Source organism: Thermoactinomyces sp. DSM 45891, assembly GCF_900119485.1.
Lineage (GTDB): Bacteria > Bacillota > Bacilli > Thermoactinomycetales > Thermoactinomycetaceae > Baia.
The window spans coordinates 389635-410220 of record NZ_FPJZ01000001.1 but is presented as its reverse complement, the minus strand read 5'-3'; the positions used below and the strand labels follow the sequence as shown (position 1 = coordinate 410220).

Below are 20586 nucleotides of genomic sequence, written 5' to 3'. Positions count from 1 at the left end.
ATGATGCTGGGACGCGATATCATGCTCAAATAGATAAAACCATTACAATTAGAAAAGCCGATTGGATCTGAATGGCTACTCGATAGGAGGAATAGCATTGTGATTACTACTTCCATTATGCAAATTATACAAGAGAGACGAACAATTCGCCAATTTTCAAATCAACTAGTAGAGATCGATACAATTCGAGACATTATTGATGTAGCCAGATGGGCACCTCATCATGCTAAAACAGAGCCTTGGAGACTGATCTTGTTCCACGGTGAGCAGCGCCAGCAGGTGATTCATATGGCTAAAAAAGCTTATACACATCTATCTGAAACGGCATTATCTGCTTTTCTTTCGTACCTTCAAACGGTCCCTGCTTTTCTAATTGTAGTGATGGATCAAAAAGAGAATCGTAAACAGTGGGAAGACGATTTATGTGCTACTTCTGCCTTTATTCAAAACATACAACTAGTCGCTTGGGAAAAGCAAGTAGGTGTGGTCTGGAGAACATTTGGCGAGCAAATCACAAGCCGGATGAAAGAGCATATAGGTGTGCATGGTGATGAAAAAATAGTTGGCTTTTTGCAAATGGGATACTTTGTTGACATTCCAGAAGTGACTCAGCGTAAATCAGTGGATGAACTTTTAACCATTATGTAATACTGTAAATGAGAAAAAAGGCTGTAGACTATGTCTAAAAACAAGGTCTACAGCTTTTCTTTGATTAAACTACTTTTAATTCTACTTCCATATTTCCTCTAGTTGCTTTGGAGTATGGGCAAACTTGATGAGCTTCTTCAACTAACATTTTTGCTTCATCTAACGATACACCAGGAACGTGAACTTCCAAAACGACACTTAGGCCAAATCCAGAAGCATCTTTCCCGATTGTAACATGAGAAGTAACTTCTGTAGTCCCTACCTTAACCCGCTTAGTACGAGCGACTAGGTTTAAGGCTCCATCGAAACATGCTGCATATCCTGCTGCAAACAATTGTTCGGGATTGGTTCCTTCTTTTCCAGTTCCACCTAATGCTTTAGGCATTTCAATATTTAAATCCAATTGTAAATCATCTGTTCGTACCTTGCCTTCTCTTCCTCCAGTTGCTTTTGCGATAGCTGTATATAATTTTTGCATTTGTATATCACCCTTCGTTATTTTATTTTATAAAATTTAATTTCGTAAAATCAATATAACATGTGTAGTTATTTCTTGTCAACATAATTATGTATAATTGTATTTTGTGTAATTTAGTTGATTGTTATAATAGGGATATGGGTTTACAATATAGAAAAGAGGAATATGGAGGCTACACACTATGAAGATAGAAAATCCGTTGGTATTATCCAACTTGATGTGCTTTTCAATCTACGCTTGCTCCCGAGAATTTACAAAGCTCTATACACCGATTCTCAAAGAGTTAAACATCACTTACCCACAATATCTGGTCATGGTTGCTCTGTGGGAACATGAACCTTTATCTGTTAAACAGTTAGGTAATCAACTTTGCCTAGATTCAGGTACACTAACACCGCTGCTGAAAAGACTGGAAGAGGCTGGGTTAGTCATTCGTAAACGGTCTCAAGAGGATGAGAGAAGTGTGCTCATTTCATTAACAGACAAAGGGACCGAATTAAAAGAAAAGGCAAAATCTATCCCTGCCCAGATCTTTGAAAAGACGGGTCTCACACTGGAACAATTTGAAGAGTACAGTCATAGCTTTAAGGAGCTACTTACTGCGATAACCAAAAAAAAATCATAAGAAAATCCCTCTAAACAACGCGTTTAGAAAGGTTATGTACAGACGAAACCAGCCCGAAAAAGGGCTGGTTTTATGTGGTGCTATCTCTGTTTTAGTAGCTTTTATTTAAGAACTCCCTAAGCCCATGTATAGCTGTTAAAGTTTTTTCAACTTCATCCGTATGGTTTCTACTTTGTCGTGCATGAAGCAGGACAGGGCGAACTGATTCAACAGATTTTCCAAATTCATGCATCCAATCATAGCGTGGAACCATCCATGTGTGGAAGTGATGGGTAGTGTCTTCATTATAGAAATAGTATACATGTTCGATGCCTAAGACTTCACGTTGTGCTTTTCGAATTTGATAAAGTGTATGAATATAGTCACTTCGTTCTTCTTTAGTAAGCTCGTCTAAACATGTAACATGCCTTTTTGAAGCCAAAATCACAAGCCCTCTAATGGGATATGCGACATCTTGATGAGCATGAAAAAATGTTGTTTCATAGATCGTACCGCCACTTGGCTGTATTTCCCCTGTGACAAGGGAACAGCTTAAACACTTTACCGTAATATTACGACCATCTGCTAGAGTAATATTCTTCAATTTGTTCTCACCTGCGCGGGGTCCTTGGCTACTGCCACTTTTTTATTCATCAACCAAATACCTAAAATAATCACAACTGAGCCTACTAATTGTAGTTGGTTTAACGATTCATGTAACCAAATGATAGATAAAACGAGACCCGATATCGGGACGAAAAACATAAACATGGCTGTAGAAGTAGGACCAATGCTTTTTACTCCATATGAAAAGAAAAAATTTGCGAGTACTGTAGGGAAGATGGCGGTGTAAAGTTGAACGATCCAAAAGCTTGTATCCACTTGTTCCCACGATACTTGAGAATACTGAGGAAGTGCAACGAATACTAACAAAATGCCACCGAAGATAAGTGCATAGGAAGTGGCGATTAATGGGTGAACTTCTTGAAATACGGTCCGCCCAATCATCGTATAGACAGCCCAACAAGCTGAGGAACCGATAAACATGAGATCCCCCCACAGACGGGCCTGATCGAGAGAGCCTACTGCTGTCGAAAAGAAGAAAATAGCTGCTCCACTTAAAGCTAGGGCGAGTCCAAGCATCTTTGAAAGCGTTTGACGCTGTTTTAAGAGGAAAAAGGCGAGACAAGTTGTAAGTACCGGGCTCATTGCCGGAATAATAACTGCTCCATCGGAGGCTTGTGTGTGGGATAGTCCCACGAAAAAAAGCCAATTGTAAATGGCTATTCCACTTACCCCCATAATGAATAATTTTCCAAGATTTTTCTTACTTACTTTACGAGGATGCTGGGTCTGGATCATGAGAAAAAGCCCGCATATAAGAGCAGATAATCCAAAACGAATCGAAGCTGAAACAGGTGCTTGTACGGAGTTAATGGCTATCTTAGAGGTTACAAATGAACTTCCCCAAAGAACCATGTTTGCGAGTAGCATGATATAAATGGTTTGTTTCTTAGCTAGCATAATGCCTCCAATAGAAAATTTCGTTTTTCGTAATAAACATATTATAGACTACAGAATGTTTTTAGACTAGATAAACATATTTTTATCATTCTGCTCTATTTACTGATACAATTACTATTTAGTATGGCTACATATTCCAAATGATCTAACACATAATAAATTCAACGATGAAGTAGTTGTGAGGAGGATTCAAAATGGGGATTGGAAGAAAAACCGAACCGTTTACCCTTGTGATTTTTGGTGCTACTGGTGACCTAGCCAAAAGAAAACTGTTCCCTGCACTTTATAGCCTTACTCAAAATGATTTATTACACGAGCAATTTACCGTTGTAGGTACGGGACGTTCTGAATTATCGATAGAGCAGTTTCGCCAAGACCTTCGCCAGTCAATTGAGACTTTCTCACAGAGGGAAATAAACTCAGAATCAGAGTGGGAGAGGTTTGCAGAGCGTTTTTTCTATACTACCTCTGATGTTCGAAATCCAGAAGGGTACGAATCGATTAAACGGATTGTAGAAGAAGAAGAGGCAAAATGGAAACTACCAGGTAACCGCCTATTTTACATGGCCATTGCACCTGATTTCTTTGGAACTGTGGCAATCAATTTAAAAGAGTCGGGATTAACGACGACACCAGGCTGGAAGCGACTTATTATCGAGAAACCAATCGGACATGATTATGAATCTGCAAAAAAATTAAATGAACAAGTAAAACAATCATTTGCTGAAAATGAAACGTATCGAATTGATCATTACCTTGGAAAAGAGATGGTTCAAAATATAGAAGTGATTCGGTTTGCCAATACGCTCTTCGAACCTCTCTGGAATCATCAACATATTGAAAACATCCAAATTACCGCTGCGGAGACCGTGGGTGTAGAAGAGCGTGCAAGTTATTATGAGGAGGCAGGAGCTTTGCGGGATATGGTGCAAAATCATATTCTTCAAATGCTCATGATTGTGGCGATGGAACCTCCAAGTCGCTTAAAAACGGAAGCGATCCATGATGAGAAGGTAAAGGTTCTCCGTTCGCTTCGTCATATAAAACCAGAAGAGGCAGCGCAGTACGTAGTGCGTGGGCAATATGGGGAAGGGATGATGGAAGAGAAATCAGTTCCAAGGTACTTGGATGAAAAAGGAGTAGACCCTCATTCACAAACAGAGACGTATGTAGGGGCCAAGCTATATGTCGACAATCTTAGGTGGGCGGGGGTTCCTTTTTATGTGCGTACCGGAAAGAGAATGTCGGAGAAATCAACAGAGATCATCGTTCAATTTAGAAATATGCCCCCAAATCTGTATTTCAATCGAGAGAATACCCTAGAGCCTAATCTGCTTATCATTAAGATTAATCCGCAAGAAGGAATTAGCTTTGTTTTAAATGCGAAGAAATCTGGGGGGATTCAAGGATTGACTCGGATTGAAATGGAGTATTGTAACAATTGTATTGATGCATCTCCAGAAGCATATGAATCCTTGATTCACGATGCGATTATGGGAGACTCTACCTACTTCGCTCACTGGGATGAAGTCTCATTAGCTTGGAAATTTATTGATCCACTTGAACAAGCCTTTCGGGATCGCTTGATTTCATTAGAAACATATGAGAGCGGATCTTGGGGGCCAAAATTGGCAGATGAGTTGCTGGAAGTAGAAGGACATAACTGGTGGTCAGTAGGGGCTAACAGAGATACAGAAACGATCCCGGCACATGAAACCCAAACCAAAAAGAGATTGAAATAGGAGGAGAACGAACATGAAAATATTTGATGTAACGATGGCGATCAGTGAAAACATGCAAGTCTATAAAAATAAACCAGAGAAGAAGCCTTCGATTCGCGTGGTTCAAGATTTTGATAAGGCCACTGCCCGCGAGTCTAAGATCGAGATGGATGTTCATACCGGGACCCATATTGATTCCCCACTACACATGTTGCCTGAAGGTGGAACGATGGAGACGCTATCACTAGAAACATTGATCGGATCGTCTAAAGTTTTGGATATGACTCATGTGACAGATGGAGTACGTAAGCCAGATCTAGAGAAGCATGAGATTAGGGAGGGAGATTTTGTCCTTCTCAAAACTCGCAACTCGATGGAAGAAGAGTTTAACTTTGATTTTATCTATCTTGCGGAGTGTGGCGCAAAATATTTAGCTGAGAAAAAGATTCGTGGCGTAGGAATTGATGCTTTAGGAGTAGAGAGAGCCCAACCTGGACACCCCACTCATAAAACACTGTTTCATGCAGGGGTTCTCATCATAGAGGGGCTTCGATTAGCAGAAGTACCTGAAGGAGAGTATTTCATGGTTGCCGCGCCTCTGAAAGTGATGGAGACGGAAGCAGCACCCGCCCGTGTATTACTATTTGAAGGGATTACGGGTTAGATTTACGATATGTGCCGGCAGGAGACTCATCTAGAGGAATGCCGGCTTTTTCTAATAAAATAGCTACTAGCCAATCTAGTTTATTAGCGTTATGATATTACATAAAAATCTTACATTAATTCAACTAGAAAGGATTATCTATGATGTCTAAATTTTCTAGATTACTTATTGCATTTCTTCTTTTTATGGGTACTCTTTTTCCTTATCAAGTGAGGGCTGATGATCATGTTACATTACCTCCTCCTAAGGAAATTGCAGGTTTTCAACTGACAGAGACCCCTGGAACGTGGCAAATGGGAGCTATACCGCCAAATGTAGATGTAAGCAAACCCCCTGTTGTATTCGTCCAAGGTAGAAGTAGACATGCTCAAGACTGGTGGAGCAATACAGAGTACCATGGAATCAATGATATGTATGAGTTGGCATATAATGCTGGATATCGAACGGTCTTTGTTCACTTGCACGATTCTGCAGGTAAAGGTACAGCGAATCCCTATGACAATGGTCAGTTGATCGCTAAGTCTTTAAAAGAGATTTCGCAGTATTATGGACAAAAAGTAAATATCGTTGCACATAGTAAAGGTGGAGTCGATGCCCAAGCCGCATTGGTTCACTACAATGCGTATCCATATGTGGGTAAAATCATAACACTAGGTTCCCCGAACTATGGGTCCCATTTAGCAGATATGGCTTATAGTTGGTATGCTAGTTGGTTAACTAAACTAGTTGGAGAGCAAGATGATGGGGCTTACTCGCTACAAACAGGAGAGATGGAAAAGTTTCGCAAGCAAACCGATCATCATCCAAACGTGATGAAAAATGAATACTACACGACGGCAGGAACAAATTGGGGACCTTCTGGAACAGCGCTTTGGTTAGCGGGATTTGCCTTATCTAGCTATGGAGAAAATGATGGGCTTGTCAATATATCAAGTACATATTTACCCTATGGAAACCACTTATTTACCATTCCTGCTGATCATGATAGTATCCGCAAGGGCTCTGTTTCATTTAAGTTAATGGAACCCGTTTTACGTAATGTGACTCCTACCAGATCACCCAAAATGGCATTCTTTCATCAAACCCAACAGGCTCCAGCTACTCAAATAGCTGATCAGTCTCTAGCGGGTGGATCATTAACAGCAAATCAACCGGTCGAAAAATCCATTTTGGTGGATGCAAAAGAAGCCTCTGTTCAGGTAATGACAAAATCACCTGATGTGAAAGTAACATTACAATCTCCTTCAGGTAAAATGTACGATAAAAACAGCAGTAACTATGTGTCGGCTAAAGGCGATGAGCTTTTTGGTGATGTGACAGATCAAAGCTTTCAATTAAAAGATGCAGAAATGGGTAATTGGAAAGTTCGAATCCAAAGTTCAAGTAAAGATGCCTATTTCCTTGTTACAACCTATAAAGATCCACAGGGCCTAGCGTTAGAATTTCCTGGTCAGACAGCTACGAAAGGATCCTTGTTGAAGATAAAATTAGATCAACAGAAGGATTATCATCCTGGATCGATTAAGGTAGATGTGAGGCTAATGGATGCAGAAGGGAAAGAAGTAAAGCAGCAACCGTATGAAATAGGCTTACAAGCAAGGAAGAAGAGAGACCTTGATTCATTAGATGAATATACAGTACCATTCCCTACTCAGGTAAAGTCAGGTCTGTATAATGTCACGGTTCAAGTAACGGGCAAGAAGAAATCAGGAAAGTCATTTGAACGGACTCTTGTTAAATCTGTTTATCTAGGGAAATAATAAATTTATATAATTGGTAAAATGGTTATGTATCAAGGTTGATATCTCTACCATTTCAAGCTAGGGTGCGTGGTTCGACCCTAGCTCTTTTATTATCACTTGATTATTAATCCTTTTCTTTTTTAATAAAATCCGATAAACTTACTAAGAATAATGGTTTCGTTTCTTACTTAATCTATAGGAGTCTTCATGATGAATCTTTTATCTACCATTCAATGGGAGCAATTATTTGACTGGCAACTTGCCAAAGAAGCCGCTCCCTATGTCTTAAAAAATGGCCTCTGGAATACGATGTGGATTAGTGTGGTGACGATGATATTGGGGCTACTCGTGGCATTAGTTGTTGCGATCGCACGTATGTCCCCCTATCGGTTACTCCGCTATCCAGCTAGGGTCTATATCTCGATTATTCGTGGTACACCGTTATTAGTGCAATTATTTATCTTATATTTTGGCCTTCCTGTGATTGGAATTACCTTGGAACCGATTACTGTGGCGATTATTGGATTAACTGCTTCTGTGGGTGGATACGCTTCGGAGACGATTCGTGGTGCGATTCTCTCGATACCCCGTGGCCAATGGGAGGCGGCAACCTCATTAAATATGAGTTATCGGCAGACGATGCGCCGAGTCATTCTTCCGCAGGCAGCACGCGTGGCGTTACCATCTTTGATGAATAGCTTTCTAAGCCTTGTAAAAGATACGTCTCTCTTAACAGTCATTACCGTGCCGGAGATGCTTTACTATGCGAAAATTGTAGGCGGAAGGTCATATGACTACATGACCGTTTATCTAATCGTAGCCCTTTATTACTGGGTCATTTGTACGGTTTTGAACGCCCTGCAAGAGAGGTTAGAAAAGCATTATAATCGCTTTACAAACGTATAGGTTGGAGGTGAATTGGTTGATTGAAGTAAAGAATCTACATAAAAGCTTTGGTAAATTAGATGTGTTACATGGCATTGATCTAGCAGTGGAGCAAGGGGAGGTGATCGCTATCATTGGACCGAGTGGGTCTGGTAAATCCACCTTCCTACGTTGTTTAAATGGTTTAGAGACCCCAACTGTTGGCTCAATAAAAATAGGGAATCATATATTAAAATTTAATGATAAAAAACCAAAAGAAAGAGAAATTCGAGCTCTTCGTGCCCAAACAGCAATGGTTTTCCAAAGCTTTAACTTGTTTCCCCATCTTACTGCATTGCAAAATGTGATGGAAGGACTTGTTACGGTACAGGGGGTAAGTAGAGAAGCCGCTTCTATTCAAGCGAAAGGTTTGCTTGAAAGGGTAGGTTTGTCCCAAAAGCAAGATGCGTTTCCTATTCAGCTATCGGGTGGGCAACAGCAGAGGGTTGCGATAGCGAGAGCGCTGGCGATGAATCCATCTGTTCTCTTGCTCGATGAACCTACTTCTGCACTTGACCCAGAGTTAGTAGGAGGTGTGCTTGCGATTATCCGTGAGTTATCGAAAGATAAGTCTCAAACCATGATGATCGTGACGCATGAAATGAATTTTGCCCGAGAGGTGGCCGATCGAGTGATTTTTATGGATGAGGGGAAAATTATCGAGATGGGAACATCAGATGAGGTATTTGGCAATCCTACACATGCAAGAACGAAGCAATTTTTAGACCAATTATATGTAGGAGTAGAAAAGAACTTAGGGTGGGGACTCTAGTTCTTTTTTCTTTTTCAGGCAAGTATATAATCTGTTTTATATCTTATATATAAATTTTATATAAAAATAAAATTTTTTATCACTAGATTTAATTTTATAAAAATTATATAATTAAAATGTTGTTACTAAATAAATGGGAGGGAACGAATATGAAGAAAACGATCCGATTAGCAGGGTTGGTTGTAGCAGGTGTGGCGGCACTTAGTTTCACTTTCGCAGGGACAAGCTATGCAAAGGATTCAGTAGCAAATAGCACTTTGACAGTAAATCAAGAACAAACAAGTAAACCAGGAGACTACCAATATGTAGGATCTGATTGGCTAAACACCAAAGACCTATTTGTTAAAGATGGAGAAGTATATCTCCGCTTAGCACCTGAAGGGGCAATGGATGCTCCAGCACCTCTTCTTTTGCCTAAGCATCTCGGAGAGAAATATCTCAAGAATCCAAAAGCTTTTTCTGGCTGGATCGTACATAGATATGTGAAGTATCTACAATTCCCAAACCTACAAGAACTACGTTTTGACTTCCATGATTCGAAGAATCGTTATCAAGGAACAGCAAGTCAGCCATATTGGCTCCCGTAGGTTGTTGGTGATTAATAAATGAAGAGCTAGGGTGAGAGCCCTGGTTCTTTTTTTGTGTGTAGAAAGATAGGGAAGAGAAGATATTGAGGCTGTTGGTTAATAAGGTGTTCCGTGCATGCATCAGGTAATAACTCAAATAGTAAGACTGCGAGGATGCAAAAAAAATAAATTATATCATATTGCCCTGCACAGATTAAGCCCATTCAATATCTAATATCTCCTTTAATATTAATTTCTTTCGATCGCTTTCATGCTCCAAAATGATATAACCCATATTGAGATCCACCTGTTCAATAAAACCACAAAATGATTCTGGTCGAAATTGCCCTGGAAAAGTAACGATTACCATTCGATCATCCATCATAGCGTGATTCAAACATTGATTCATCCTTTCTAGCTTCTGTTCATCCAATTCAGATGGAATGTACCTTTTTTGTTTCTGACGTTGATCGAGAAGTTGTTTCCGATGTTCTGGAAGAAACATTCTGCTAGACTCCCATAAAAGGTTCCCCCGCTTCAAGCCCGTCATCGATAGTGACCTCCAATCTTGCCAGCCCTCTCTACAACTTGACCTGCTCCTGTTAGAGATGAAGCTCGTATAATAGATGTTTTTCCATAGCGATCCTTTATCTCGTCTACAGCACGATCTAGTTTTCTTCTGCTCTCTGCCCTTCTATCAAACAAATCTAGTTGAACGATTTCATCTGATTGTAGCTGGCTAAGTGACAATCCAATGGCTCTAACAGGCCCACGATCCCAATATCGATGAAGTAGCTTCTTTGCAAACTCAAATACCCTCATGCTTTCGTTCGTCGGATCAGGCATACTTATCTGTCTATGAAAACCAGTGGGTCTATCAAAATCAGCTCCTCTTACTCCAACATGTACTGTTCTACCCATCTGATAATGACTACGCATCCGTCTACATACCTCTTCTACTAGTTCTAATAGTACCGTTTCTACTTCTTCTGCCTCTTTATAATCTCTTGGAAGCGTCATACTATGTCCAATGTCTTTGGGCTGTCTGAACGAATCTGTTACAACAGGTGAATAATCGATTCCATTTGCCGACATCCATATGACGTGACCATTGACTCCCCATTTAGCTTTCAAACGCTCTAATGGGTAATTAGCTAAATGACCGATTGTTATAATCCTCATGGCTTGTAGATGCTGTTTCATGCGACTTCCTACTCCGAATAGCTCCCCGATCGGAAGCGGCCACATCTTCTCCTGGAAGTTGCTTTCATTTAACGTGTATATACCTGTGAAGTTTTTCTTAGCGAACGAATCACAGGCGACTTTTGCCAACAATTTGTTAGACCCAATGCCAACTCTTGCCCGAATGCCTACTTCCTCTTGAATGGTATTCTGTATCTTCTGTGCGATCTCTCTTGGTGATCCGAAAAGAGTAGTACAACCCGAAATATCCAATATTGCCTCATCGATTGAAAAAATTTCTACTCTATCGCTAAATCGCTCTAGGATACAAGTAATCTTAAGTGAAACATCTATGTAAAGTTGCATTCTAGGTCTGATGATTGTCAGATCTGGACAATGTTGTAGAGCTTCCCACAAGGGCTGTGTTGTTTTGACTCCAGCTAATTTAGCAATTGGACATGCAGCCAGCACAATTCCGCTCCTTCTCACTGGGTCACCACACACAATGGTGGGCTTACACCACAGATTGGGGTTCATAGCTTTTTCGACACTACAGTAAAAACTCTCACAATCGATTAAAAGGATCATATTCTAACCTCCAAAAGCGAACATATATTCGATTTTATGGTGTTATTATATGAGAACACACGTTCTTTTAATAGTGGGAAATTTGCCCAATATGGATGCTGGAATTGGGTGTTTAATATAAATTGAATTTCTTTGGTACTGGTTGATTGTTTCGTCATGTGGTAATCTGACGTTACGAGACATGTTTTATCTCCTTCAGAAAGTTATTTGGCGGAACTAATAACTTCTACGTGAGATATCATGTCTTTCTTTTTGCTTTGGAAAGGATTGAAAGCTCATGACTGATTTACAATACATGTTAATTGCGATAGAGGAAGGTCGAAAGGCTCAAGGGAAGACAGGGACGAATCCGCCTGTGGGGGCGATCGTGGTGAAGGATGGCGAGATTGTAGGGCGAGGGCACACTTCTCATTTGGGTGGACCACATGCCGAGGTAAATGCGTTAGCTGATGCAGGGGATAAGGCGAAGGGAGCGACGGTGTATTGTACGCTGGAACCGTGTGCTCACTATGGAAGGACGGGCCCTTGCTGTGTGGCCCTCACGGATGCAGGGGTGGCTCGTGTTGTAGTTGGGATTGGTGATCCGTATGAACAGGTAAATGGAAAAGGGATTGATCATTTGCGTGAATCTGGAGTAGAAGTAAGCCTAGGTTACTGTGAAGGCTTGATTAAAGAGGATTTGAAGGATTTCTTAGAGTATATAAAGGAGAAAACGGATTAGATTTAGAAAATTCTGGTCCGCTTTCTCTTTAGTTATCTTTGAACACATCCCGATTCTTACAGATAAGGCATTATCATTGATACCGAAACACCTTATCCCGATAAAAAAGCCCTGCATTAATCAACCGTGTCTCCACTCGAGGGTGATACTGCCACACAAGCTCCCTCCGACGATCCTGCTTTGATTTCATCTGCTCCTCACTTAAACTAGAATCATCCGGAAAATAAAGATCCAATTGCGTCAGCTCTTGCTGTAGCCGTTCTTCTGCTTCCATCGCCCATGCAAGGTCGCCATTTTGCAGACGATCTTGTAAATAATACTCCAGCTCACCGACAGCCTCTGAAATCGACATATTTGCTTCTTCTGTATACCGTTTTGCAGGGATTCGGTTAAGCCATTTGGTGTTTTTGATTTGATCATCAAACTGTTCCTGAATCGCCCCCGTTTGAAGATCGATTCCTAGGGACCAGATCTCATCCCGTTTGTGATCGCAGACGAAGGAAACAAAGAAATTGATTACTAACCATGGCGAGTACGGCTTGGTTTGACGGCTTACCATGCCGAAGGCGCCTGTGTCTTGGTACACTCTCACAAATTTACCATGCTTTTGTGCTGAATCGAGGAGTTGTGTAAATCGAGGACACCCATAAAATACATACTCCCCTTTTAGATCAGCTGGAGGGTTATCGGCGTCAAAGATAAAGCATTGATGGCTAGGATTGGGTTGCAGTCCCATGCGTTCTACATACATCCAGTACATTGGACGATTTAGCAAGTCTTTGTCTGCTTCGATCGATAGATGCGTATAGATATGGGAAGGGGCTGATTCAATCACCTGACACTGTTGGTATTGTAGATATCGCTCGGTAAAAGACCTAACTTGTTGTTGATCCATAGAATCGTTCATCCTGTTCTTGTTTGGTACGAACCACTTCATCTTTTTTCTGATGAAATTGATCCGAAAGAGAGTGAAGACGGTTGCGAATTTGATGCGGATCTTCGGAAGTGAGGGCAATTTTCATCAGACTTTGCTCCAATGACTCTTCGTATTCCAGTTTTTCAAGGATTGTTTCCAGTTCGCCGATTACACTTTCAAATAACTGGATTTTCTCATGTAGAAGCCAGATAATCTGTTCCTCAATCGTTCCTGAAGTAGAGAAATTATAGATATTTACATCTTTCTTTTGCCCTAGGCGATGAACACGTCCGATGCGCTGTTCGACCCGCATCGGATTCCACGGCATATCGAAGTTGATAATGTGGCTACAAAATTGTAGGTTAATTCCTTCGCCGCCGGCTTCTGTGGCTACCATCACCTGTGCCCGCTTTTGGAACAGCTCCATCATCCAGTCTTTTTTATTTCGATTAAATCCTCCACGATATGGAACAGCGGAAATTCCCTGTTGTTGTAGGGCGCGGATGAGCATTTCTTGTGTAGCTCGATATTCAGTAAAAACGATGACTTTATCCGGGATTTGTTGAATAATATTTACTGCTTTCTCTACTTTAGAAGAAGTCTTTACTTTGCGAAGTAATTCCACAAGATGAGCCACTTCAGGGGAAATCACTTCGTTCCCTTCTTCGCCTCGCTTAAATAGTTTAAATAGGGTATGGAAAACAGCATCGCGACTACTACAAACTTCTTTTTGTAAGACAAGGAGAGAGAGCATACTTTTGAGGTCGCCTGTTCCATTTTGGAATCGGGAGCGGACAAATCCAGTTACACCTTCATACAAGTCACGCTCTTCGGGGGTGAGGTGAATCGGAATGGTATGAACGATGCGCTTTGTTAGGTTTAGATCCCCGTCCCTTCTTCGGTTTCGAATTAGGACACGACTGATTTCATCCCGTAGTTGTTCTTCATTTTTCGCTTTTCTCTTACTCGCTACAAAATCACTGTTAAACTGTGATTCTCGTCCCAATTGCCCCGGCTTTAATAGCGTTACCAGATTAAATAGTTCTTCCATCTCATTTTGTACAGGAGTAGCAGTAAGTAACAAACAAAACTTTTTCTTCACTTCATTAATAAATTGCCAGTTCTTTGTCCGTCGATTCTTTAATTTATGAGCTTCATCCACAATCAATAGGTCGTATTCACTATTTAATACAAACTCACGGTGGGGATCCCTTTTGGCTGTATCCATGGAGGCCACGATGATATCGTATTTATCCCACATCCATGCTTTTTTCTGTGCCACTGCGGGGATCTGGAATTTTTGGTTTAACTCTCTGGTCCATTGTAAGACAAGGGAAGAGGGTACTAAAATCAGTGCTTTTTTTACGAGACCACGGATCATATATTCCTTTAAGATAAGTCCTGCTTCGATGGTTTTACCCAGCCCTACTTCATCTGCTAGGATCGCTCGACCCCTCATCTCATGGATTACTTGCCGAGTGACGTCAATCTGATGGCGAAGAGGCTCAAAGCCATAAATTTGCTGTAAGCTAAGGATACTGTCAAAGGCAGGGACAACTTGCGCTTGGGCTGCTTCTAAGGCTAGTTGGAAACGTTCCCAATTAGACCACCCTGTATCTTGTTCGATATTTTGTTCCAACTGGGAAAGCCAACTTCGATCGTAATGGATTGGTAGAGAAAACATAAAATCGTTCCGCCTTTCGTATACAGATCATCCAATTTTTAGTATGCATAAGAAACCACATTTCATACACTCCTCGTATGTGCCGACAATTCCAATAAAAATGTATCGAAATGTATACAGAGATATGGCACAATATACGTGACAGATACATATTGTTCGGGCGAATGAAGGCGAGAGGAGAGACTGTTGGTCGTTTTGGATCGACGGCGCCGAAGGAGCAAACTTCTTGCAAGAAGTGAATCTCTCAGGCAAAAGGAGGCTTGCTGGACGCGACTCTGGAGAGTGCTTGTGATCGTGATCATGAGCCACCCAAGGGGCAACTTGAATGTGAAATTCAGGTGAACTCTCAGGTCCCATGACAGAGACTGTGCGACAAGAACAGGGCTCTGTCTATTTTATTTGGAGGTGCTGGTCATGGAGCAATTAAAGCGTACTGCGCTATTTGACGCGTACAAGGATCAAGCGAAATTGGTCCCATTTGGCGGTTGGGAAATGCCTGTTCAATTTTCGAGCATCAAAGAAGAACATGAGGCGGTTCGTACTCGTGCCGGGTTGTTTGACGTCTCGCATATGGGAGAGGTGGAAGTATCAGGACCAGATAGCTTAGCTTTAGTTCAGAAGCTTACGACAAATGATGCATCTAAGATTTCTATCGGGCAGGCTCAGTATACGTTAATGTGTTATCCAGATGGCGGTACCGTAGATGATTTATTGGTTTATCGCACAGGCGAACAGAAGTATCTCCTTGTGATTAATGCAGGGAATATTGATAAAGATGTGGACTGGATTAATCAACATAGGACAGGGGATGTAACCGTTACTCATATTTCGGATCAGGTTGCCCAGATTGCAATACAAGGACCCCTTGCGGAAACAATTCTGCAACGTCTTACAGAGGAAGACCTGAGTAGTCTGCGTCCATTTACGTTTTTAAATGATATCGAGATTGGCGGAGTTCCTACTCTTATATCTCGTTCTGGTTACACAGGTGAAGATGGGTTTGAGCTCTATTTTGGAAGCAAACATGCTCCTGCTATATGGAACTTACTCCTTGAAACAGGGAAAGAGGACGGTCTTTTGCCTTGTGGACTTGGGGCTAGGGATACATTGCGCTTTGAAGCAAAGTTACCTCTTTATGGGCAAGAACTTTCAGCAACGATCTCTCCGATCGAAGCGGGGATGGGCTTTGCAGTAAAAGTGGATAAAGGGGATTATATCGGTCGTGATGCTCTTGCCCTTCAAAAAGAGCAGGGAGCGCCTCGGAAACTGGTTGGACTGGAAATGATTGACCGTGGTATCCCGCGTACTCATTATCCTGTCTATCAAGGAGGGGAGCTAATCGGTGAAGTTACCACGGGAACGCAGTCGCCTACTCTAAAAATTAATATTGGATTAGCACTCATTAAAAGTGAATATGCCGTTTTAGGGGAAGAAGTAGAAATTGAAATTCGTGGAAAACGTGTGCGTGCCAAAATTGTAAAAGCGCCTTTTTACAAACGAGCAAAATAGCATCTACGGTTTTGGAGGAGGAGAAAAGGATGACATTTCGTTATTTACCAATGACAGAACAAGATCGGAAAGAAATGCTTGAAACGATCGGAGTCCAGACAACGGAAGAATTATTTGCAGAGATTCCTGAAAATGTCCGTTTCCACGGGGAATTGGCGATTCCTAAGGCATTGCCAGAACCAGTATTGGTGAAGCATATGCAACGTTTATCGGGAAAAAATGCAAACTTGGATCAGTACGTTTCTTTTTTAGGGGCTGGCGTGTATGAGCATTATGTACCAAGTGTAGTGGGACATGTTATCTCTCGTTCAGAATTTTATACAGCTTATACTCCTTACCAGCCAGAGATTAGCCAAGGTGAACTGCAAGCTATTTTTGAATTTCAGTCGATGATTTGTGAGTTAACCGGTATGGATGTAGCTAACTCCTCGATGTACGACGGCCCAACCGCTCTAGCAGAAGCGGCGGCACTCGCATTTTCTCATACAAAGAAGAAAAAAGTGGTTGTTTCCAGAGCGGTTCATCCGGAAGCGCGTGAGATCCTATTGACGAATGCAAAAGGGCTTGGTTATGAAGTGGTCGAGATTCCTTTGCAAGATGGAGTAACCGATTTGACTCGCTTAGAAGAAGTGGCAGATGAAGATACGGCGGCGGTTATCGTTCAGTATCCAAACTTCTTAGGAAACCTTGAAGACCTCAGCCAAATTGAGCAGATCGCACATAAGCACAAGGGGTTGCTCGTTGTAAGCTCTAACCCACTTTCTTTGGGAATCCTACAACCTCCAGGTGCCTTTAAGGCAGATATTGTAGTAGGAGATGCGCAATCACTCGGCATTCTTCCACAGTTTGGAGGTCCGCACTGTGGCTACTTTGCGACCACAAAGGCCCTAATGCGCCGTCTACCAGGACGTATCGTAGGTCAAACCGTGGATGAGGACGGAAAACGCGGTTTTGTACTAACTCTACAAGCTCGTGAACAACATATCAGGCGCGACAAAGCAACTTCTAACATTTGCTCAAATCAAGCGCTGATGGCTCTAGCGGCTTCCGTTTATATGTCTGCTTTAGGGAAACAAGGGATGCAGGATGTAGCGTCATTAAATGTGAAGAAAGCACATTTTGCTAAGCAACGTTTGTTGCAAGTGAGTGGGGTCGAACTCGCTCATGAAAAACCATTTTTTAATGAATTTGTGATTAAGGTAAATGGCCCGGTTTCAGAGGTAAATCGAAAGCTATTGGAACATGGCATTATTGGTGGTTACGACTTAGGTAAAGCTTATCCAGAATACCAAAATCATATGTTAGTTGCTGTAACCGAGCTTCGCACCCAAGAGGAAATTGAACAGTTGGCAGTGGCATTGGAGGGACTACTATGAGCAGAGAGACAGCGAAACAACTCATTTTTGAGATGAGTAGGCCGGGTCGTATTTCTTACAGTTTACCTGCAAGCGATGTACCTGAAACAGAAGGACTTCCTGCACAATTCATGCGCGAGGTCCCGGCTGAGTTACCAGAGGTTGCAGAACTGGACCTCATGCGCCATTATACCGAGTTATCACGCCGTAACCACGGGATAGATAATGGTTTCTATCCGCTTGGGTCGTGTACGATGAAATACAATCCAAAAATCAATGAAGATGTAGCACGGTACCCAGGATTCTCGAAGATTCACCCGTATCAAGCAGAGGAGAGCGTGCAAGGGGCACTCCAACTGTTGTTTGAATTACAACAAGATTTATCAGAGATTACCGGTATGGATGATGTAACGGTGCAATCGGCTGCTGGTGCGCAAGGTGAGTGGACCGGATTGATGATGATCCGTGCCTACCATGAAAACCGTGGAGACTTTAAGCGTAATAAGGTGATCGTACCAGACTCTGCTCACGGTACGAATCCAGCTTCCGCGACTGTGGCTGGCTTTGAAACGATTACAATCCCTTCCAATGAAAAGGGACTCGTTGATGTAGAAGCATTAAAAGAGGCTCTTGGAAACGATACTGCTGCTTTGATGATGACCAATCCCAATACACTTGGACTTTTTGAAGAAGAGATCAAATGGATCGCGGACCTAGTGCATGAAGCAGGCGGACTCCTCTACTATGATGGGGCCAATGCGAACGCAATTTTAGGCTATGCTCGTCCAGGGGATATGGGGTTTGATGTAGTGCATCTAAACCTACATAAAACCTTTACAACTCCACATGGCGGTGGTGGACCTGGTGCAGGTCCGGTAGGTGTAAAGAAAGATCTAATCCCATATCTACCGAAGCCGATGGTTCGCCAGCGTGAAGATGGTAGATACTTCTTCGATCATGACATGCCTCATTCGATCGGAAGAATCAAAGGGTATTATGGCAACTTCGGTATCTTAGTCCGTGCCTATACGTATATTCGCACCATGGGTCCAGACGGCTTAAAGCAAGTATCCGAATATGCTGTGCTAAATGCGAACTACATGATGCATCGCCTAGCACCTTACTTTGATGTACCGTTTACCCAGCACTGTAAGCATGAATTTGTCTTATCAGGAAATCGCCAGAAGGAACAAGGGGTTCGTACCTTGGATATGGCAAAACGCCTCTTAGACTTTGGCTATCACCCACCTACGATTTACTTCCCGCTTATTGTAGATGAGTGCCTGATGATTGAGCCAACCGAGACGGAGAGTAAGGAAACATTAGATAAATTTATTGACGCGATGATCCAAATCGCTCGTGAGGCGGAAGAGACACCGGAAGTTGTGCAAGAAGCACCTCATCATACGATCGTACGACGCCTTGATGAAGTAACAGCTGCCAGAAAACCTGTGTTACGTTATAGCAAATCATAAATGAAAACAAGAAAATCCCCTTTCTAGGGGATTTTCGTCTCGTATACAGTACCTTCTTGTATGGATTGTTTTTGAGCGACTTCCTTTTCTAATTCAAATCCAATCCATAATAAGTTAGCTAATTTCGTCTTAACAGACTGTCCTCCAAATTCGAACAACCCGTCTTCCCATTCCACTGGGCACCGTACATTCCACTCCCATGCTAGTGTATCTGCGGCGGCTAACGTGCGGAAAACGGCTTCTGGAGGGGTTACACCTTCCCACGTCGTTGTGAATGTAATTTCATATTGACTGCGATTTCTCCAATAAGGTTCGCAGTTTTCAATTTGGAGAGGTAAATCAATTGCTTCTGAAACTAGTTGAAAGATGAGCATGGCTTTTTCTTGGGTTTTAGCATCTACGTATAGGCTCCATTGAACCCGAAAGTTACTACGAATGGTGATCTTCCTTCCATGGTGTATGTATTTAATGTCCTTATAAATGGTATATAAAGATAAAGAAAATATCAATTGTAAAAAAATAGGTTCCTTTCAAACTGGAGTAAGAAATAGTACCTTGACGTTAGAAGAACTCTCATCTAGGCTTAAGTGAGAGATTTATTTAAACAATCAATATTCATAGAGATGAGGTTGCAAGATGAGAGGAAAAACGGTCATCGTCACAGGTGGAAGTAGTGGTATGGGAAAAGCAATGGTACAGCGTTTCTGTCAAGAGGGAGCCAACGTTGTCATATGTGCTCGTAATGAAGAGCGTATGCAAGAAGTGAAAAAGGAATATGAAACGTTTCCAGGACAGGTACTAACCTTTGTATTGGATGTTAGAGAAGAAGAGAAAGTAAAAGAAATGGTGGAAACGGTCCATGAAACCTTTGGTAACATTGATCATCTTGTAAATAATGCGGCAGGTAACTTCGTCGTACCAGCTGAAAAGCTGTCGAATAATGGCTGGCGTTCTGTTATTGATATTGTCTTAAACGGTACATGGTATTGTACCAATACAGTAGGGAGCTATTGGATTGAAAAAGGAATCAAAGGCTCCATTGTAAACATTGTGGCTACATATGCTTGGACTGGGGCGGCGGGTGTCGTTCATTCAGCTTCTGCCAAAGCGGGAGTACTCGCGATGACCCAGACCTTAGCTGTCGAGTGGGGTAGCAAGTATGGCATCCGATTAAATGCTATCGCACCCGGTCCAATCGAACGTACAGGCGGAACGGATAAGCTGATTCAAGACGAAAAAGCTTATAAAATGGTCGAGCGACAAGTTCCACTAAAACGCTTCGGCACCCCTGAAGAGATTGCAAGTGTTACAAAGTTTTTATTATCCGAAGAAGCAGGGTTCATCAACGGAGATTGCATTACCGTAGATGGCGGGCACTGGCTATCAGGATTCCGATTTTTATAAAAAATAAGGTACGTAGGTAAGGAAGCATGAATGAGTAGAATTCGTCACTCATTCATGCTTTTTCTATTCTTGGACAAAATAAACAACAGAATGAAAAAGAATCTAATTG

General features: G+C 41.9%; 21 protein-coding genes and 1 riboswitch. Of the genes, 13 read left to right on the top strand and 8 right to left on the bottom strand.

Annotated features, from left to right (window positions below; all coding sequences use genetic code 11):
- The first annotated feature begins 99 nt into the window (after positions 1 to 99).
- Complete coding sequence (locus tag BT147_RS02080; RefSeq protein ID WP_083426291.1) at positions 100 to 648, top strand: nitroreductase family protein; 549 nt, start codon at positions 100 to 102, stop codon at positions 646 to 648.
- A 64-nt stretch (positions 649 to 712) separates the two neighbouring features.
- On the opposite strand, the gene BT147_RS02075 is transcribed toward BT147_RS02080, so the two are convergent.
- On the bottom strand, positions 713 to 1126 hold the full coding sequence (locus tag BT147_RS02075) for an organic hydroperoxide resistance protein (protein WP_072330406.1): 414 nt from the start codon (positions 1124 to 1126) through the stop codon (positions 713 to 715).
- A 181-nt stretch (positions 1127 to 1307) separates the two neighbouring features.
- Here BT147_RS02075 and BT147_RS02070 point away from each other — a divergent pair, with 181 nt between their 5' ends.
- A complete protein-coding gene (locus BT147_RS02070) occupies positions 1308 to 1751 on the top strand; it encodes a MarR family winged helix-turn-helix transcriptional regulator (RefSeq protein ID WP_072330404.1) in 444 nt (147 codons plus the stop codon).
- Between the two features lie 91 nt (positions 1752 to 1842).
- On the opposite strand, the gene BT147_RS02065 is transcribed toward BT147_RS02070, so the two are convergent.
- Both BT147_RS02065 and BT147_RS02060 read right to left on the bottom strand, forming a co-directional pair.
- Positions 1843 to 2334, bottom strand: a complete 492-nt coding sequence (locus BT147_RS02065) for an HIT family protein (RefSeq protein ID WP_072330402.1) — start codon at positions 2332 to 2334, stop codon at positions 1843 to 1845.
- Positions 2331 to 3254 carry a DMT family transporter gene (locus BT147_RS02060; RefSeq protein ID WP_072330400.1) on the bottom strand — a complete coding sequence of 308 codons (924 nt, stop codon included), beginning with the start codon at positions 3252 to 3254 and terminating at the stop codon, positions 2331 to 2333. Before BT147_RS02060 ends, BT147_RS02065 begins: the two co-directional genes overlap by 4 nt.
- 194 nt (positions 3255 to 3448) lie before the next feature.
- On the opposite strand from BT147_RS02060, the gene zwf reads away from it, so the two are divergent.
- The 6 genes from zwf (at position 3449) to BT147_RS02030 (ending at position 9664) form a co-directional block, all read left to right on the top strand.
- On the top strand, positions 3449 to 4996 hold the full coding sequence (zwf, locus tag BT147_RS02055) for a glucose-6-phosphate dehydrogenase (RefSeq protein WP_072330398.1): 1548 nt from the start codon (positions 3449 to 3451) through the stop codon (positions 4994 to 4996).
- 13 nt (positions 4997 to 5009) lie between these two features.
- The gene (locus BT147_RS02050; protein ID WP_072330396.1) at positions 5010 to 5639 is read left to right on the top strand and encodes a cyclase family protein; all 630 of its coding nucleotides are present in this window, start codon (positions 5010 to 5012) and stop codon (positions 5637 to 5639) included.
- A gap of 143 nt (positions 5640 to 5782) precedes the next feature.
- Positions 5783 to 7399, top strand: coding sequence for an esterase/lipase family protein (locus BT147_RS02045; RefSeq protein WP_083426290.1), 1617 nt, complete (start codon positions 5783 to 5785; stop codon positions 7397 to 7399).
- A 189-nt stretch (positions 7400 to 7588) separates the two neighbouring features.
- A complete protein-coding gene (locus BT147_RS02040) occupies positions 7589 to 8287 on the top strand; it encodes an amino acid ABC transporter permease (RefSeq protein WP_072330394.1) in 699 nt (232 codons plus the stop codon).
- Positions 8288 to 8303: 16 nt separating this feature from the next.
- Positions 8304 to 9077, top strand: a complete 774-nt coding sequence (locus BT147_RS02035; RefSeq protein WP_072330392.1) for an amino acid ABC transporter ATP-binding protein — start codon at positions 8304 to 8306, stop codon at positions 9075 to 9077.
- Between the two features lie 149 nt (positions 9078 to 9226).
- On the top strand, positions 9227 to 9664 hold the full coding sequence (locus BT147_RS02030; protein WP_072330390.1) for a hypothetical protein: 438 nt from the start codon (positions 9227 to 9229) through the stop codon (positions 9662 to 9664).
- A 193-nt stretch (positions 9665 to 9857) separates the two neighbouring features.
- Here the strand turns inward: BT147_RS02030 and BT147_RS02025 are convergent, their stop codons facing one another.
- Positions 9858 to 10148: a YolD-like family protein gene (locus BT147_RS02025; protein WP_177239628.1), complete on the bottom strand. Its 291-nt coding sequence runs from the start codon at positions 10146 to 10148 to the stop codon at positions 9858 to 9860.
- Positions 10149 to 10189: 41 nt separating this feature from the next.
- On the bottom strand, positions 10190 to 11413 hold the full coding sequence (locus BT147_RS02020) for a DNA polymerase IV (RefSeq protein WP_072330385.1): 1224 nt from the start codon (positions 11411 to 11413) through the stop codon (positions 10190 to 10192).
- A gap of 277 nt (positions 11414 to 11690) precedes the next feature.
- On the opposite strand from BT147_RS02020, the gene ribD reads away from it, so the two are divergent.
- Positions 11691 to 12134: a bifunctional diaminohydroxyphosphoribosylaminopyrimidine deaminase/5-amino-6-(5-phosphoribosylamino)uracil reductase RibD gene (gene ribD, locus BT147_RS02015; RefSeq protein ID WP_072330383.1), complete on the top strand. Its 444-nt coding sequence runs from the start codon at positions 11691 to 11693 to the stop codon at positions 12132 to 12134.
- Positions 12135 to 12207: 73 nt separating this feature from the next.
- Here the strand turns inward: ribD and BT147_RS02010 are convergent, their stop codons facing one another.
- Entirely contained in the window at positions 12208 to 13029 is an 822-nt protein-coding gene (locus BT147_RS02010; protein WP_072330381.1) for a YqhG family protein, read from the bottom strand.
- On the bottom strand, positions 13010 to 14734 hold the full coding sequence (locus tag BT147_RS02005; protein WP_072330379.1) for a DEAD/DEAH box helicase: 1725 nt from the start codon (positions 14732 to 14734) through the stop codon (positions 13010 to 13012). Before BT147_RS02005 ends, BT147_RS02010 begins: the two co-directional genes overlap by 20 nt.
- A gap of 164 nt (positions 14735 to 14898) precedes the next feature.
- Positions 14899 to 15004: riboswitch (glycine riboswitch) on the top strand.
- 144 nt (positions 15005 to 15148) lie between these two features.
- Between BT147_RS02005 and gcvT the strand changes: the two genes are divergently transcribed.
- Genes gcvT through gcvPB form a run of 3 tightly spaced genes read left to right on the top strand, consistent with a single transcriptional unit; the run spans position 15149 to position 19073 of the window.
- Positions 15149 to 16243 carry a glycine cleavage system aminomethyltransferase GcvT gene (gene gcvT / locus BT147_RS02000; protein ID WP_072330377.1) on the top strand — a complete coding sequence of 365 codons (1095 nt, stop codon included), beginning with the start codon at positions 15149 to 15151 and terminating at the stop codon, positions 16241 to 16243.
- Positions 16244 to 16272: 29 nt separating this feature from the next.
- Complete coding sequence (gcvPA, locus tag BT147_RS01995; RefSeq protein ID WP_072330375.1) at positions 16273 to 17619, top strand: aminomethyl-transferring glycine dehydrogenase subunit GcvPA; 1347 nt, start codon at positions 16273 to 16275, stop codon at positions 17617 to 17619.
- Positions 17616 to 19073 carry an aminomethyl-transferring glycine dehydrogenase subunit GcvPB gene (gene gcvPB / locus BT147_RS01990; RefSeq protein ID WP_072330373.1) on the top strand — a complete coding sequence of 486 codons (1458 nt, stop codon included), beginning with the start codon at positions 17616 to 17618 and terminating at the stop codon, positions 19071 to 19073. The genes gcvPA and gcvPB overlap by 4 nt, the downstream gene beginning before the upstream one ends.
- Before the next feature lie 23 nt (positions 19074 to 19096).
- Here gcvPB and BT147_RS01985 read toward each other — a convergent pair whose 3' ends face one another.
- Positions 19097 to 19447, bottom strand: coding sequence for a hypothetical protein (locus BT147_RS01985; RefSeq protein WP_143187878.1), 351 nt, complete (start codon positions 19445 to 19447; stop codon positions 19097 to 19099).
- A 262-nt stretch (positions 19448 to 19709) separates the two neighbouring features.
- On the opposite strand from BT147_RS01985, the gene fadH reads away from it, so the two are divergent.
- Complete coding sequence (gene fadH / locus BT147_RS01980) at positions 19710 to 20477, top strand: 2,4-dienoyl-CoA reductase (protein ID WP_072330370.1); 768 nt, start codon at positions 19710 to 19712, stop codon at positions 20475 to 20477.
- Positions 20478 to 20586: the final 109 nt, after the last annotated feature.